Origin of the sequence: Streptomyces mirabilis (genome assembly GCF_039503195.1) — a bacterium.
Lineage (GTDB): Bacteria > Actinomycetota > Actinomycetes > Streptomycetales > Streptomycetaceae > Streptomyces > Streptomyces mirabilis_D.
This window is the reverse complement of the sequence record NZ_JBCJKP010000001.1, coordinates 10,075,793-10,090,088: the sequence shown is the minus strand read 5'-3', so window position 1 is coordinate 10,090,088 and position 14,296 is coordinate 10,075,793. Positions and strand designations below refer to the sequence as shown.

At 71.8% G+C, this 14,296-nt stretch carries 17 protein-coding genes; 2 read left to right on the top strand and 15 right to left on the bottom strand.

The genetic code is table 11. The features are described 5' to 3' along the window. Positions 1-79 precede the first annotated feature (79 nt). Both AAFF41_RS45910 and AAFF41_RS45905 read left to right on the top strand, forming a co-directional pair. A complete protein-coding gene (locus AAFF41_RS45910) occupies positions 80-652 on the top strand; it encodes an SDR family NAD(P)-dependent oxidoreductase (RefSeq protein WP_343325945.1) in 573 nt (190 codons plus the stop codon). A 23-nt stretch (positions 653-675) separates the two neighbouring features. Next, positions 676-1,425: an SDR family NAD(P)-dependent oxidoreductase gene (locus tag AAFF41_RS45905; RefSeq protein ID WP_319750518.1), complete on the top strand. Its 750-nt coding sequence runs from the start codon at positions 676-678 to the stop codon at positions 1,423-1,425. Positions 1,426-1,443: 18 nt separating this feature from the next. Here the strand turns inward: AAFF41_RS45905 and AAFF41_RS45900 are convergent, their stop codons facing one another. The 15 genes from AAFF41_RS45900 to AAFF41_RS45830 all read right to left on the bottom strand — a co-directional run bounded on the left by AAFF41_RS45900 (position 1,444) and on the right by AAFF41_RS45830 (position 14,256). Beyond that, positions 1,444-2,499: an MBL fold metallo-hydrolase gene (locus AAFF41_RS45900; RefSeq protein ID WP_319750436.1), complete on the bottom strand. Its 1,056-nt coding sequence runs from the start codon at positions 2,497-2,499 to the stop codon at positions 1,444-1,446. Beyond that, positions 2,496-4,178: a class I adenylate-forming enzyme family protein gene (locus tag AAFF41_RS45895; protein WP_343325944.1), complete on the bottom strand. Its 1,683-nt coding sequence runs from the start codon at positions 4,176-4,178 to the stop codon at positions 2,496-2,498. Before AAFF41_RS45895 ends, AAFF41_RS45900 begins: the two co-directional genes overlap by 4 nt. Before the next feature lie 94 nt (positions 4,179-4,272). Further along, the gene (locus tag AAFF41_RS45890) at positions 4,273-4,593 is read right to left on the bottom strand and encodes an EthD family reductase (protein ID WP_319750439.1); all 321 of its coding nucleotides are present in this window, start codon (positions 4,591-4,593) and stop codon (positions 4,273-4,275) included. A 10-nt stretch (positions 4,594-4,603) separates the two neighbouring features. Next, positions 4,604-4,978 (bottom strand): hypothetical protein, encoded by a 375-nt coding sequence (locus AAFF41_RS45885; protein WP_319750440.1) that lies wholly within the window; start codon positions 4,976-4,978, stop codon positions 4,604-4,606. Then, on the bottom strand, positions 4,975-5,325 hold the full coding sequence (locus AAFF41_RS45880) for a nuclear transport factor 2-like protein (protein ID WP_319750441.1): 351 nt from the start codon (positions 5,323-5,325) through the stop codon (positions 4,975-4,977). The genes AAFF41_RS45885 and AAFF41_RS45880 overlap by 4 nt, the downstream gene beginning before the upstream one ends. Before the next feature lie 111 nt (positions 5,326-5,436). Then, positions 5,437-6,063, bottom strand: a complete 627-nt coding sequence (locus tag AAFF41_RS45875) for a TetR/AcrR family transcriptional regulator (RefSeq protein WP_060896208.1) — start codon at positions 6,061-6,063, stop codon at positions 5,437-5,439. Positions 6,064-6,179: 116 nt separating this feature from the next. Beyond that, the gene (locus AAFF41_RS45870; protein WP_319750442.1) at positions 6,180-6,995 is read right to left on the bottom strand and encodes an enoyl-CoA hydratase-related protein; all 816 of its coding nucleotides are present in this window, start codon (positions 6,993-6,995) and stop codon (positions 6,180-6,182) included. Next, positions 6,992-7,771 carry an SDR family NAD(P)-dependent oxidoreductase gene (locus tag AAFF41_RS45865; protein WP_343325943.1) on the bottom strand — a complete coding sequence of 260 codons (780 nt, stop codon included), beginning with the start codon at positions 7,769-7,771 and terminating at the stop codon, positions 6,992-6,994. Before AAFF41_RS45865 ends, AAFF41_RS45870 begins: the two co-directional genes overlap by 4 nt. Then, positions 7,768-8,544, bottom strand: a complete 777-nt coding sequence (locus AAFF41_RS45860; RefSeq protein ID WP_319750444.1) for an SDR family oxidoreductase — start codon at positions 8,542-8,544, stop codon at positions 7,768-7,770. The genes AAFF41_RS45865 and AAFF41_RS45860 overlap by 4 nt, the downstream gene beginning before the upstream one ends. Next, entirely contained in the window at positions 8,541-9,755 is a 1,215-nt protein-coding gene (locus AAFF41_RS45855) for an acyl-CoA dehydrogenase family protein (RefSeq protein ID WP_319750445.1), read from the bottom strand. The genes AAFF41_RS45860 and AAFF41_RS45855 overlap by 4 nt, the downstream gene beginning before the upstream one ends. Positions 9,756-9,767: 12 nt before the next feature. Next, positions 9,768-10,736 (bottom strand): phosphotransferase family protein, encoded by a 969-nt coding sequence (locus AAFF41_RS45850; protein ID WP_319750446.1) that lies wholly within the window; start codon positions 10,734-10,736, stop codon positions 9,768-9,770. Further along, entirely contained in the window at positions 10,733-11,944 is a 1,212-nt protein-coding gene (locus AAFF41_RS45845) for an acyl-CoA dehydrogenase family protein (protein WP_343325942.1), read from the bottom strand. Before AAFF41_RS45845 ends, AAFF41_RS45850 begins: the two co-directional genes overlap by 4 nt. Before the next feature lie 22 nt (positions 11,945-11,966). Then, positions 11,967-13,115 carry a thiolase family protein gene (locus AAFF41_RS45840; RefSeq protein WP_319750449.1) on the bottom strand — a complete coding sequence of 383 codons (1,149 nt, stop codon included), beginning with the start codon at positions 13,113-13,115 and terminating at the stop codon, positions 11,967-11,969. Then, positions 13,112-13,483 carry a Zn-ribbon domain-containing OB-fold protein gene (locus tag AAFF41_RS45835; RefSeq protein WP_319750450.1) on the bottom strand — a complete coding sequence of 124 codons (372 nt, stop codon included), beginning with the start codon at positions 13,481-13,483 and terminating at the stop codon, positions 13,112-13,114. Before AAFF41_RS45835 ends, AAFF41_RS45840 begins: the two co-directional genes overlap by 4 nt. Then, entirely contained in the window at positions 13,468-14,256 is a 789-nt protein-coding gene (locus AAFF41_RS45830; RefSeq protein WP_319750451.1) for an enoyl-CoA hydratase/isomerase family protein, read from the bottom strand. The genes AAFF41_RS45835 and AAFF41_RS45830 overlap by 16 nt, the downstream gene beginning before the upstream one ends. Between the last annotated feature and the right edge of the window lie 40 nt (positions 14,257-14,296).

Below are 14,296 nucleotides of genomic sequence, written 5' to 3'. Positions count from 1 at the left end.
GCGGTGACCGTCGCCGACCGGAGCGCGCACCGCCGCTTTTACGGCCGAGTCGGTACGCGCCGCCGAGGCGAAGTCCGAGGTGATCGTCTGCGATCTGCGGGTCCGCGACGACATCGAGACGCGTGCGGCGGAGCGGTTCGACGGACTGGACGTGCTGGTCAACAACGCCGGGGTGATCGAGAGCACGGTCACGACGGACCACGACCGCGCCGTCGACTCGCTCTCCGAGGAGGTCTGGGACGCGGTCTACGAGGTCAATCTCAAGGCCGCGTGGCTGACGACCAAGTTCGCGGCGCCGTATCTGCGCCGCTCACCGCACGGCCCCGCCATCGTCAACGCCGCGTCCGTCTCGGGCCTCGTCGGCTTCCCCGACTCCCCCGCCTACGGGGTCACCAAGGCCGCGGTCATCCATCTCACCAAGGTCACCGCCGTCGATCTCGCCCCGGTGCGCCGCAACTGCTTCTGCCCCGGAGTGATCGACACGCCTCTGGCACGGAGTTTGACCGCACCGCAGTGGGTGGACCGGCTGGGGCGCCCGGAGGAGGTGGCGCGGCTGGCCTGCTTCCTGGCGTCCGACAGCGCGGCGTTCATCACGGGTGCCGCGTACGTGATCGACGGCGGCGCGCTCGCCTGGCGCGGCGTCAAGGGCTGACGACGGAAACGGGAGTGGTCGCGATGGAAGCGAGACTGGCCGGGAGGGTGGCGCTGGTGACCGGCGCCACCGGAGGCATCGGCGAGGCGGTCGTCCGGCGACTCGCGGCCGAGGGCGCCGCGGTCGTGGTGACCGATCTGGACGCCGACCGATGCGAGAAGCTCGCCGAGGAGGTCGGGGGCGGCGCCCTGGGCCTTGCTCTGAACGTCTCGGACGAGTCGGCCTGGCAGGAGGTCGTCGCCAGGGCGACGGCCGCGCTCGGCGGGCTGGCCGTACTGGTCAACAACGCGGGGATCGCCGCGATGGGCACCGTGGAGACGGAGACCAAGGAGACCTGGGACCAGGTGCTCGCGGTCACCCAGACCGGCGTCTGGCTCGGTATGAAGCACGGCGGCGCGGCCATCGAGCGCTCCGGGGGCGGCTCCGTCGTCAACGTCGCGTCGATCTTCGGCACGGTGGGCGGGTTCGGCGCCCAGTTCTCGTACCACGCGGCCAAGGGCGCGGTCCGTCTGATGACCAAGAACGCCGCGCTGCACTGGGCGCGGCGGGGCGTGCGTGTCAACTCGCTGCACCCCGGCTTCATCGAGACGCCCCGCTCCCGTGAACTGTGGCGCGGTACGCCCCGGTTGACCGCGATGCTCGACGGCACCCCGCTCGGCCGGCTCGGCACACCCGACGAGGTGGCGGCCGCGGTCGCGTTCCTCGCCTCCGACGACGCGAGCTTCATGACGGGTTCGGAGCTGTACGTCGACGGAGGCTGGACGGCGCGCTGAGCGGGCCGGGGGCCTGGGCTACGACATCACGGCGGCGGTGTAGCGCAGGACGCCCTCGGTCTCCGTGCGCGCGACCCGGCCGCGGGCCACCAGAACGTCCAGGTGTGCGGCCGTCTCGTTCACGGCGAGCATCTGGTTGAAGGCGCCGAGGTCCGCGAAGGGCAGCTGCCGCCGGGTCCACCCCAGCTCCTGGGCCACCGTGTAGGCCGTGAGCGTGCGGTCGCCGAGGACGGCCAGGGCCTGGGCGAGTCGGTCGTCGTGGTGGTCGAGCAGCTCACCGACGCGCGTGTGGACGCTGGGGCCGACCGGGCCGTGGGCGGGCAGGAGCCGGGCGTCGGCGAGGGTGGTCAGGAGGCGCAGCGAGTCGAGGTAGTCGCCCAACGGCAGTGCGGTGGGGCCGAGTTCGAAGCCGATGGACGGGGTGATGTGCGGCAGCACGTGGTCCCCGGAGAAGAGCAGCCCGCGCGCCTCGTCGAGGTAGACGACATGTCCCCGGGTGTGTCCCGGCGTCGGGACGACCCGCAACCGCGTGTCGGTGAAGCGGAGTTCCTCGTCCTCCAGCCAGCGGTCCGGAGCCTCCCACACGCTCGGGTCGAAGCCGCCGTGGTCCATCGCGGCCACCCGCTCGGCGAGTTCGTGGGCCCCGGCCCGGCGCAGCGTGTGCAGCGAGCCGGACGGCCGGTCCGTGCCCGTCTCTCCGAGCAGTTCCAGGCTGCGTCGCTCGCCCGAGCCGAGGTGGACCCGGGAGCCGAGCAGCCTGCGCAGTTCGACGGCCTGGGTGTAGTGGTCCCGGTGGATGTGGGTGACCAGGACATCGCTGATCTCGCCGAGGTCGTGGCCGATGGTGGCCAGCGCGTCCTCCAGCGCCTTGCGGGACTCGGGGATCGACCATCCCCCGTCGATCAGGACCAGCCCCTCCGTCAGCCCTTCCAGCGCGTACACGTTGACGGCCCGCAGCCCGTCGTCCGGCAGCGGAAGCGGGATGCGGTGAACGCCGGCTCGTACGGTCTCGGCTCCGGCGTCCGCCCAGCGGCCTCGGTCGAAGCGGGCGGTGTGAGCCGTGGGGGTGGTCATGCATCTCCTTGCCGGTGCTGTTCGTGATCCGGTTGTCCGTGCTGTTCCTGATCCGGTCGTCCGTGCCGTTCCTGATCCGCTCGCCGATGTGGTTCGCGATCCGTGAGTCGGTGTGGTTCCTGATGCGCGTCGAGCCGCGCGTGCAGTTCGTGGGCGAGTCTGCGGGCTGCGGACCGGTCGAGCTTGCCGACGGTGGTCTGCGGCAACTCGCTGACGAAGAAGGCGAATTCGGGCCACTTGGCCTTGGACAGGCCGGTGCGCTCGAGGTGTTCGGTGATCTCGTCCAGTCCGACGCCGGCGCCGCCTCCGATGCCGTCTCCCTCTCCGTGCGTCCCCGCCTCCCCCTCCGCCTCCGCCACGACGAGAACGGCGGCACGTTCGCCGAGCAGCGGGTCCGGTACGGGTGCCACGCAGACCCGGGCGACTCCCGGATGGCTGGCGACGGCACGCTCGATCTCCGTGACGTCGAGATTGCGGCCGCCGCGGATGATGACGTCCTTCTCCCGGCCCATCACGGTGACCGTGCCGTCGTCGCCGGTCATGAGCAGATCACCGGTGGGGAAGAAGCCGTCCGGGGTCAGGACCGGCGACTCGACCTTGCCGTCGTGGGCGTAACCGAGGAAGAGCGAGGGCCCCTGGACCTGGGCGCGCCCGGTCCGGCCCGGCCCCAGGGCGGTGCCGTCGGCGTCCACGGCGCGCAGTTCGGTGCCGGGGAACGGGCGGCCGTCGCGGCCCAGCCGGATCTCCTCGGGGTCGTCGGGCCGCGGCGAGGTGTGCCCGAGACACTCGGACATGCCGAAGACCCGCAGGATCCGGGTGCCGAGGGAACGTTCGGCGCGGGCGAGAGCCCCGCGGTCCATGGGGCCGCCGCCGACAGTGATCGAGCGGACCCCGTCGAGGACGCGTGATCCGGCCGCCGCGGAGCCCATCTGGAGGGCCATCGTCGGGACGCACATGGTCCACCGGACGTCGTGGGCGGCCATCCGCGCGAGCGCCTGTTCGCGGTCCCAGCGGCCGCTCAGCACGAGCGGTCCGCCGAGCATGAGGGCGAGGCAGACCCCGAAACAGTAGGCGGCGGTCGAGGAGAGCGGGACGACGGCGGCCACCGCGTCCCCGTCGCGCAGCCCGTTGACATCGATGGTGCACGTGCACGCGTACCGCAGCGCGCTCTCGGACTGGACGACCCCCTTGGGCCGTCCGGTGGAGCCGGAGGTGAGGCCGATGAGGGTGCCGCCCGACCAGCGGGAGACGTCTCGCGGGCCGCGGCCCGCGAGGACCGTCCAGCCGTCCAGCGCCTCGGCGGGCCGTGCGCCGGGCAGGGGCGGGGTGCCGCTGCCCGGCGCGTGCCACTCGTCGAGGGCGGAGGGCTCGGCGATCACCGCGTCCGGACGGATGTCCTCCAGGGCGGCGGCGAACTCCGCCCGCGTCGTGTGCCGGTTGACGAGGGCCAGGACCCCGCCGGTCATCCCGGCGGCGAGGGTCGCCGCGACGGTGCGCCACGAGTTGTCGGCCTGCAGCAGCACCGTCCCGCCCGGCGTGCCGTCCGGTGTCATCGCCTCGGCCAGCTCGGCCGCGCGGTCCAGGAGGTCGCGCGCGGTGTGCCGGCCGTGGTCGTCGACGACGGCCGTGAAGTCGGCGCGCTCGGCCCGCTCGTAGAACTCCCGTACTGTCTGTCGCATCCGCTTCCCCGCCTTTTCGCGAAGGGTGGTGGAGCCCCGTTGTCCCGCCCGTGTCAGGCCCGTGTTCGGCCCGCGGACGGCAGCCGGGGCGTGCTCAGCCCGCGTACATCTCCCGCTCGCCGCCCATGACGGCGATACGGCGTCCCCGCATGTCGCCGACCTGGGCGACGGCGGCCGCCCATTCGGGGCTGTCGAGGGCCTTGCGCAGGTCCTCGGGGGTGTCGAAACCGAGGACGGAGAGGCCGTCCCAGCCCTCCGAACGCGGTTCGAGCGCCGCGTCGAGGTCGGTGTGCCGCCAGGACCTCAGTCCGGGCAGTCGGCGGGTGAGTTCGGCGTGCTCGCCGCGCCACCAGCCGATGAACCGCTCATGGGTCCAGTCGGGCGGCCGTGCGGCCAGCAGGACGAGGTTGTACATCGCGCCCTCCTCAGGTGAACAACACTGCGGGCGAACGCCCGATGAGCAACCGCCGCACCCGGCCCGAGCCGTCGAGCCGCGCCGAGGCCACGAAGCTCGCCTCCCGCTCGCCGAGGCGCCGTACCTCGCCGAGGAACAGCTCGTCCCCGCCGACGGTGCTCGCGGCCAGTACATGGTGGGTGCGGACGCCCACCTCGCGCTGGTCGAGGTAGCCCTCCAGTTCGGGCCGGCCGCCGTGGAAGTCGGTGGCGCCGTCGCCGCCGGTGGAGAAGAGGATGGAGAACGAGAAGTCCTCGCTGATCATGTCGAGGATCCGGTCGGCGTCGGCGCTGTCCAGGATCGCGAACCAGGTGGTCAGGAAAGAGGCGGTGGACTGTGTGGTCATGGCCGGTCCACGAGGTCGAAGTCGGTGGTGAAGAAGGACTGGTAGCGCGCCATGAGCCCGTCGGGCGACAGCCGCACGGCGGAGAGGAACGCGCCGGTGGTGACGCCCTTCTCGACCACGAAGCCGTACGCCGTCTCGACGTCGCCGTCGGTCGCGTACCGCCTGATCTCGTGCGTACGGTCCACCGCCTCGCGAGCGGCGATGTACGCGGCGAAGTCCTCGCGGGACTCCCCCGTGCGCTGCCCGCCGGGCAGGGCGATGAGGAATCGGAAGCCGGGTTCCAGGAGTTCCAGCACCTTGTCCGGTTCCTGGCTGTCCATTCTGGCCATGTAGTCGCGAAGCACCATTGCTGATCGCTCTCCCTCAGCGCCGAGAAACAACCTGAGTTCAGTTCAGTTTGACTGTAATCCGGATGTCCCGACCCCGACAAGGGGCGGGACGCACCCGGAGGTCCGGAACTATCCGGCGACCATGCGCACCACGCACTCCTCGATCATCTCGCTGATCTCGGTGAGCGGGATCGCCCCGGTCGGGCGGTACCAACGCCAGACACTGACGATCATGCCGAGGACGGCGAGGCCGAGGGTGTGCGCGTCCCGGACCGGGAAGGCGCCCTTCGCCATGCCGCGCATCAGCAGGTTCGTCCAGTCCCGCTCGACCATCTGCACCAGCTGCCGGGCCGCGACGCGCTCGGTCTCCTCGCGCTTGGACTTGCGCGGATTGGCGAGCAGGGACATGTTGGCCTGCAGGATGCGCATCTGGCGAATCTCCTGCTCGCTGACCGCGAAGGCCGAGCGAACGGCCGCGCGCAGCTCCTCGACGGGATCCACCGCGTCGGCCGTCGCCTCCGTGAACATGTCGTGGGAGCGCTGGAGTTCCAGGCGCATGATGGTGAGCAGGCAGTGGGCCTTGGACTCGAAGTAGTGGTACAGGGCGGTCTGCCCGATCCCGACCCGGTCGGCGACCTCGGACCACTTCGTGCTCTCGTAGCCGTCCTCCCCGAACCGCTCCACGGCGGCCACGAGAATGGCCGCGCGCTTGGACCTGGGCCCCTCCTCCGGATCCACGATCCGTGCCCTCGCCATCGTCTCTCCCTCTGCTCCACGACCGCTGTCGATCGCCGCCCGGTACCGATCACCGCTCGGGGTCGATCACTGCTCGGTGTCGATCACCGCTCGGTCGTCCGAGAGTAGACCCTAGTTCAGCTCGGGTCACCGTGGTCGCCATGGTCCCCGGGCGGCGGGTGGACGAAGTGCGGTCGGCGCTTGGCGACGAAGGCGCTGACACCCTCGCGGCCCTCCATCGAGACAGCGGCGGCGGCCAGCCCGCGGGCCTCGGCGTCCAGATGCTCGTCGAAGGACGCCGACAGAGCCCCGGAGACCAGCCGCCGCGTCACGCCGTACGCCCCCGTCGCCCCGCGCGCCAGCGCCCTCGCGGTCGCCGCGGCCTCCGCCGCAAGCCGCTCCGGTGCGACGACCCTGCCGACCAGCCCCATCGCGAGCGCCTCGGCGGCCGTGATCCGGCGGTTGGTCAGCAACAGGTCCCGTGCCCGCCCGGGGCCCACGAGCCGGGGCAGCGACCAGGTGACCCCGGCGTCGGGCGAGTACCCGATCCCGGTGTAGGCCGCCGTGAAACCGGCGTCGGACGCGGCGAAGGCGAGGTCGGCGGCGGCCGTCAGCCCCAGTCCGGCCCCGGCGACAGCGCCCTGCACGGCCACCACCAGCGGCGCGTCGAGCCCGGCGAGGATCCGCAGCGCGCCGTGCAGGGCGTCGGTGACGTCCGTGAGATGCCCGGCAAGCCGGTCCCCGGGCACCGTCGCGAACTCCCTCAGGTCGCCGCCGACGCAGAAGGACCGACCCCGCCCGGTGAGCAGCACCGCCCGGGCCCGCGCGGTCTCGCAACTCCGGGCGGCGTCCAGCAGCCCCCGGGCCATCGCGAGGTCGATGGCGTTGCCGTCCCCGCGGCACATCTCCACGTGGGCCACCGCGTCGCCGTCGACCTCCGTCGTGACCCTCATCGTGCCGTCCACCCGCCGTCCACGGTCAGCACCTGCCCGGTGCAGTACGAAGAGGCGTCCGAGGCCAGGAAGAGCAGCGCCCCGTCCAGTTCTCCCGCTTCTCCGCCCCTGCCGAGCATCGTGCCGCGCTCGACCCAGCGCCGGGACCGCTCGTCGGCGAACAGCCCTTCGGTCATCTCGGAGCGGAACCATCCCGGGGCGAGCGCGTTGACCCGTGTCCCCGATCCGCCCCACTGCCCGGCCAGTTCACGGGTGAGTCCGACGAGCCCGGCCTTGGATGCGGCGTAGGCCGCACCCCCCAGCGGGGCGCCGGAGACGAGCCCGAGGACGGACGACACGTTCACGACCGATTTCGTACGGGCGGACGGAGCCTGGGCCAGCAGCCGGGCCAGGTGGAAGGGAGCGACGAGATTGACGTCGAGGACGTGGGCGAAGTCCTCCGGGCTCTCGTCCTCGGCGCGTACGGACCCGGGTGTACCCGCGTTGTTGACCAGCACCTCGAAGCCGCCGCCGTGCTCCAGGACGGTCTCGACCAGCCGCACCCGGTCCGCCTCCCGGGAGACGTCACAGACGACCGGGCGGATACGGGGATCGCCGCCGGCCAGTTCCTCGAGCCGGTCCGGACGGCGCGCCGCGGCGAACACGGTGGCACCGGCCGCGGCCAGCACGGCGGCGAACCGGGCGCCCAGACCCGAGGAAGCCCCGGTCACCACGGCGGTCCTGCCGTGCAGCGAGAACAGGTCCGTGGCCGGGTCCGGGCCGGCCGTGGTGGTCATGCCTCCACTCCGATCGGCAGCGCGGTCGCCCCGCCGTCCAGGACCAGCGTCTGTCCGGTCATCCACGCCGACGCCTCGGAGGCGAGGAACACCGCCGCGTTGGCCACGTCCTCCACCGTGCCGAGCCTGCGCAGCGGCAGCCTCGCGGTGAGGATCGGTTCCCTCGGCTCCCAGACGGCCCTGGCCAGCTCGGTCTTGATCAGCCCGGGCGCGATCGCGTTGACCCGGACGCGCGGCCCGAGTTCGTACGCGAGCTGCCGGGTCATGTGCAGCATCGCCGCCTTGGTGGCGTTGTACCAGCCGATGTGCGGGTCGACGACCAGTCCGCCGACGGAGGCGATGTTGACCACCGTTCCGCCGTGCTCGCTCATCCACGCCCGCCAGGCGCAGCGGGTCCAGGCGATCATGCCGTACTGGTTGACCCGGACGGTCTTCTCCGCGCGCGCCAGGTCGAGATCGAGCAGGTCTCCCATGTACGGGTTGGTGGCCGCGTTGTTGACCATGACGTCGAAGCGTCCGAGGCGGGCCATGGTCTCCGCGACGCACCGCTCGGCCTGCTCGGGCTCCCCCGCGTTCGCGACCAGCTCGTGGACCTCGCCGTCACCCTTGACGCGCAGCAACTCCGCGCGGGCCGCCGCGAGTCCGTCCGCCTTGCGGGCGGCGATCACCACATGGGCGCCCGCCTCACGACAGGCCTTGGCGATGCCCAGGCCGATCCCGCGCGAGCCCCCGGTGATCACGGCGACCCGGCCGTCCAGTGCGCGTGCGCTCATGCCGACTCCTCGGGATATTTGGCCAGTTCACGGCGGGCGACCGTGCGCAGATGCACTTCGTCGGGCCCGTCCGCGATCCGCAGCGCCCGGGTGATGGCGTACAGCCGGGCGAGTACGGTGTCGTCGCTGACCCCGGCCGCGCCGTGGGCCTGAACCGCGCGGTCGACCACCCGGTGGGCGACCTCCAGGGCGGCCACCTTGATGGCCGCGACCTCGGTACGGGCGGCGGAGTTGCCCGAGGTGTCCATCAGCCAGGCCGACTTGAGGACGAGCAGCCGCAGTTGCTCGATCTCGACGCGGCTGCGGGCGATCCACTCGCGTACGACGCCCTGTTCGGCGAGCGTGCCGCCGAAGGCGGTACGTGTCAGGGTCCGGCGGCACATCAGCTCCAGCGCCCGTTCGGCGAACCCGACCGCGCGCATGGCGTAGTGCATGCGCCCGGGCCCCAGACGCCCCTGAGCCAGGGCGAATCCCTCCCCTTCGCCGCCGAGGAGTGACGACACCGGTACCCGTACGTCCTCGAAGAGCACGTCGCCGTGGCCGCAGCGGTCGGTGTAGCCGAACATCGGCAGATCGCGCAGGACGGTGATGCCCGGGGTGTCGCGTGGAATCAGCAGCATGCTCTGCTGCCGGTAGGAGGGCGCGTCCGGGTCGGTGACGCCCATCAGGATGATCAGCCGGCAGTCCGGGTCGAGGATTCCGGAGGTGTACCACTTGTGGCCGTTGACGACATAGGCGTCTCCTTCGCGGGTGATCCGGGTACGGATGTTGCGCGCGTCGGAGCTGGCGACCTCCGGCTCGGTCATGGCGAAGCACGACCGGATCTCGGCCGCGAGGAGGGGGCGCAGCCAGCGGTCCTGCTGTTCGGGGGTGCCGAACAGGGCGAGCAGTTCCATGTTGCCGGTGTCGGGGGCGGAGCAGTTGAAGACCTCGGGGCCGATGACCGAACGTCCGGCCAGCTCGGCGAGCGGCGCGTACTCCAGGTTGGTGAGCCCTGCGCCCCATGCGCCGTGGGCGAGGAAGAGGTTCCACAGGCCTTCGGCCCGCGCCTTCTCCTTCAACTCGCGCATGACCGGGGGTAGTTCGTGCGGGTTGTCGGCCTCGGCGAGCTGCCGCTCGTAGACGGCCTCGGCGGGCACGACGTACTCCTTCATGAACGCGGCCATGCGCGTGCGGAGTTCGTCGGTCCGCGGGGGGAGTCCGAAATCCATGGTGGCGCTCCTTCAGGACCGTGGGGCGAGGATGTCGCGTGCCGTGCGGATCATCGCCGCGATGGTCGGCGGCAGCCGCTCCTGGTCGGGGTCGCGGTACTTGCCCTCACGGTGTCTGCGCAGGTTGTGACCCATGATCGCGGCCATTTTGGTGCGGGCCAGGGCGCGGAACCAGTCGAAGGCGGGGGGTACGGCGCGGCCGTCGAGATAGCGGGCCAGCAGTTCGTCCTCGGTGGGCAGGCCCGGCACGGGACGGCCGAGCCGGGGGAAGTTCCGGTGGTCGGCGAAGAGGAGGAACCAGCCGAGGTCGATGCGGGGATCGCCCACACCCCAGATCTCCCAGTCGACGACCGCGGACGGACGCTCGCCCCGGCAGAGCACGTTGCCGAGCCGGAAGTCGCCGTGGACCAGCACGGGCGGCAGGCTCTCGGGGATCCCGGCGGCGAGGAGGCCCAGTACCTCCTCGGCACCCGGCCGCAGTGGGCCCGGTACGGCACGCATGGTCCGCGCCCAACGCTCCAGCTCGGCCGCCGGATCCAGGGGTTCGGCGCCGTCGACGTGCGTGCGGTGCAGGTCGCGCAGGACACCGGCCAGCGCCATCATCCGTGTGCGGCACAGCCCCGGGTCCAGGCGGTGCTCGTCGAGGACGGGCTCGATCGCCTCTCCGGCCACGAACTCCATGGCGAACCAGGCCGGTTCGCGCTCGTCGACGGCGAAGACCTCCGGCACGGGCACCGGCGATCCGACGAGGGCGCGCAGGATCCGGGCCTGGCGCAGTACGTCGTTGCGCCCGACGGGCCGCTGCCCCTCAGGCACGGCTTTGACGACGTACGCCCCGGTGCCCGCGGTGATCGAGTAGGTGAGTCCCGAGTGGCCGCCGGGCAGGGTGCGCAGATCACCGAAGGGCTCGTTCGGGTGCCGAGCGGCGAGCCCGGTGCGGACCCGGGCGGCGAGTCGTGTCACCTCGGTCGCGGTGCTCAACGCCCCACTCCCTTCGATTCCTTGGGCAGTCCCAGCACGCGTTCGGCCAGGATGTTCCGCTGGATCTCGTCGCTGCCGCCCGCGATGCGATAGCCGGGTGCGCCGAGCAGGTGCTCGGTCCAGGCGAAGCTGCCCCACTCCCCCGTGTCGGCGGCGAGGCGCGGTCCGAGGAGCTGTTGGACGAGGTCGGTGGTGGCGCGCAGGGTGGCGGTGGCGTGGAGCTTGCCGACCGAGGCTTCGGCGCCGGGTTCGCGTCCGGCTGCCAGCGCCGCCGTGACCCTCAGGCCGATGAGCCGCTGGACCAGGCTACGAACGAACAGGTCGGCGGACCACTGCTGTTCGCCGGCGGTCAGCGGGCGGGGCAGGTGCCGGGCGAGGTCGAGCGCCCGGTCGGCGTTGTCCAGGCCGAGGCCGCCGGAGTCGAGGCGTTCGGCGGCGAGGACGGTCAGCGTCACCCGCCAGCCCTCGCCGACCGGGCCGAGCCGGTCGGTGTCCGGCACGAACACGTCGTCCAGATAGACCTCGTTGAAGCTGGAGCCGCCGGTCATCTGCCGGATGGGCCGCACGACCACGCCCGGCGCGTCCATCCGAACCAGGAAGACGGTGATGCCTGCGTGTTTGGGCGCGTCCGGGTCGCTGCGGCAGACGGCCACTCCCCAGGTGGCGACACGGGCGCCGGAGGTCCAGATCTTGTGACCGCTCAGGACCCAGCCGTCGTCCTGACGGACGGCCCGGGTGCGGACGGCGGCGAGGTCGGAGCCGGCTTCGGTCTCGGAGAAGAGCTGGCAGGCGAGTTCGTCGGTGCGGAGCATGGGTCGCAGCCAGCGCCTCCGCTGTTCCTCGGTGCCCCAGATCCGGATCGCCGGGGCCACCAGCTGCTGGGTGACCGGGAAGACCTCGGTGCGCCGGGGCACGTCGAAGCGGGATTCCTCGGCACGGTACAACTGCTCGTAGTAGGGCGGCAGTTCGCGCCCCCCGTGCTCCGGTGGCCAGTCCAGCGCGCCCCAGCCGTGGTCGAAGCGGGTGCGTTCCCAGTCCCGTATCCGATCGGTGTGTTCGCGTTCCTCCGCCTCACTCCAGTTCTCGAAGACGGCCACCGAGTCGTCGCCACGGCCCCACTCCCGGCGGTCGGCACGCGCCGCCGCCACACCGGTCAGCCATCGCCGGGCCGCGGCGCGGAACTCCTCGGGCTCCGGGATACCGCTCATGGTCCTCCTTCCGGACGGGGTCTCAGCGGGTCAGTACGGTGCAGGCGCTGACGCCCGGCGCCCCGTACACATGGGTGAAGCCTGTCGACGGGCGGTCCGGCAGCTGTCGTTCGCCCGCACGGCCGCGCAGTTGTTGGACGATCTCGTGGACCTGACGCAGGCCGGAGGCGCCGATGGGTTCGCCGTTGGCGATGCAGCCGCCGTCGGTGTTGACCGGCAGGGCACCGCCGGGTGCGGTCGCGCCTTCGGGGATCAGCCGCTCCTGCTCGCCGTGCTCACAGAACCCGCACTCGGCCAGGTGCATCACCTCGGCACCGCTCTCGGTGTCCTGGAGCTGGCACACGTCGATGTCCGACGGTCCCAGCCCGGCTTCCTCGAAGGCGAGTCGCGCGGCGTCGGCGCTGACACTGGTCGGAGTGCCGACGGGCGCCCAGGGGCTGAACACCTCGAAGGAGCCGAACCGCCGGGTGCGGACGACGGCCGCCCGCAGCGTGACCGGGGTCGCGTCCAGTTCACGGGCGACCGCACGGCTGCACAGGACGAGCGCCACGGCGCCCTGGCCTGGCGAGCAGAACATGTACCGGGTCAGCGGGTCGTTGACCATGCCGGAGGCCAGGATCTCGTCCGCGTCGAGCGGTGTGCGCCGCCAGGCGTGGGGGGTGCGGGCCCCGCTCGCGTACGCCTTCTCCGCGACCAGGGCCAGGGTCCGGGCGGTGATCCCGTGGTCGTGCATGTACCGCTGGATCTTCATGGCGAAGAACTGGGTGGTCACCATCAGCCCGTCGCGTCCGTACGCCTCGTCGAGCCCCCAGTCGGCGGGCCGCGGATCGAAGGCGCCGCGCGGGTGCTTGTCGAAGCCGACGGCGAGGGCCACGTCCGCCGCCCCGGAACGGATCGCGTTGACCGCCGAGACCAGGGCGCTGCCGCCGGTCGCGCAGCCGTTGCGGACGTTGACGAACGGCACTCCGGTCAGGCCGAGTTCAGCCACCAGCGTGTCGGCGTTGCCGGCCGCGTCGCTGCCGCCGTACGCCGCCCGCACACGGGTCCAGGGCAGTCCCGCGTCGGCCAGGGCGGCCCGCACGGCCCGCACGGCGAGCTGCCGGCCGCTCGCCTCCGTGCGGGCGAAGGAGGTGATTCCGGCACCGCACACGAGCACCTCTTCGGTCGTCATACGGCGACTCCCCTGGCCCGTGGGACGCCGTCCGCCACCGCGACGGCCACCGGCATGCCGATCTTCAGGTCCTCGGCGCGCAGGTCGAGCACGGCCAACACGCGTACTCCTTCCGGAAGTTCGACGTAGCCGACGGCAAACGACTCGAACCCGGCGGCGGGCTGGACGTACGGCGGCGACTTGGGCGCGTGGCGCTGCACGGTCCACGTCCACAGCGTGCCCGTACCGGAGAGGACGACCGGCTCGGCCGGTCCGCCGCAGCGCGGGCACGACGGGTCGGCGGGGTGGACGGCCACCGCGCAGTCGGCGCACCGGGAGCCGCGCAGCGGGCTCCCGGCCTCCGGCAGGGTGCTCAGCGCCCCTTCCACTGCGGCTCCCGCTTCTCCAGGAACGCCGACACGCCCTCCGCTGCGTCCTCGGAGTTGAGCATCACACCGACCGCGAGGTGCTCCATGACCATCAGCGACTGGATGTCGGCGTCCAGGCTCCGGTCGATGGTCATCTTGGTGATCCACATGGTGAACGGGCTCTTGTCGACGAGCTGGTCGGCGAACTCCTCGACCGTCGCGTCCAGCTTGTCGGCCGGCGCCGAGGAGTTGATGAGACCGAACTCGGCGGCCTCGACCCCGGTCAGCAGCTTTCCGGTGAGCATCAGCTCCTTCGTCTTGCGGACACCGATCATGCGCGGCACCCGGTAGATCGGCCCGGCCCCGCCGAACAGGGCGCGGCGGATGTGGAAGTCGCCGATCAGGGAGTCGTCCGCGGCGATCGCGAAGTCGCAGGAGATCATCAACTCGAAGCCGCCCGCCGTGACATGGCCTTCGAGGACCGCGATCGACGGGGTCTTCATCGAGTACAGCCGGTCACAGACCTTCGCCGACTTCACGGCGACGTCGATCGCGTTGGACCTGCCGACGAATTCGGCCTTGAGGCTGTCCAGGTCGAACCCGGAGCAGAAGGTGTTGCCCCGGCCCCGCAGCACCAGTACGCGCAGCTCGGGGTCGGCGTCGACCTCGGTGATGATCTCGTCCAGCCGGTCGAGGATCGGCACCGTCACGCAGTTCTTCTTGTGCGGCCGGTTCAGCCAGACCCGTGCCACGTGGCCGTCCCGCTCGAACTGGATCTCGTCTTCGACTGCCATGAGCTCCTCCAAACTGAACTGAATTCATATTGATTCTGTG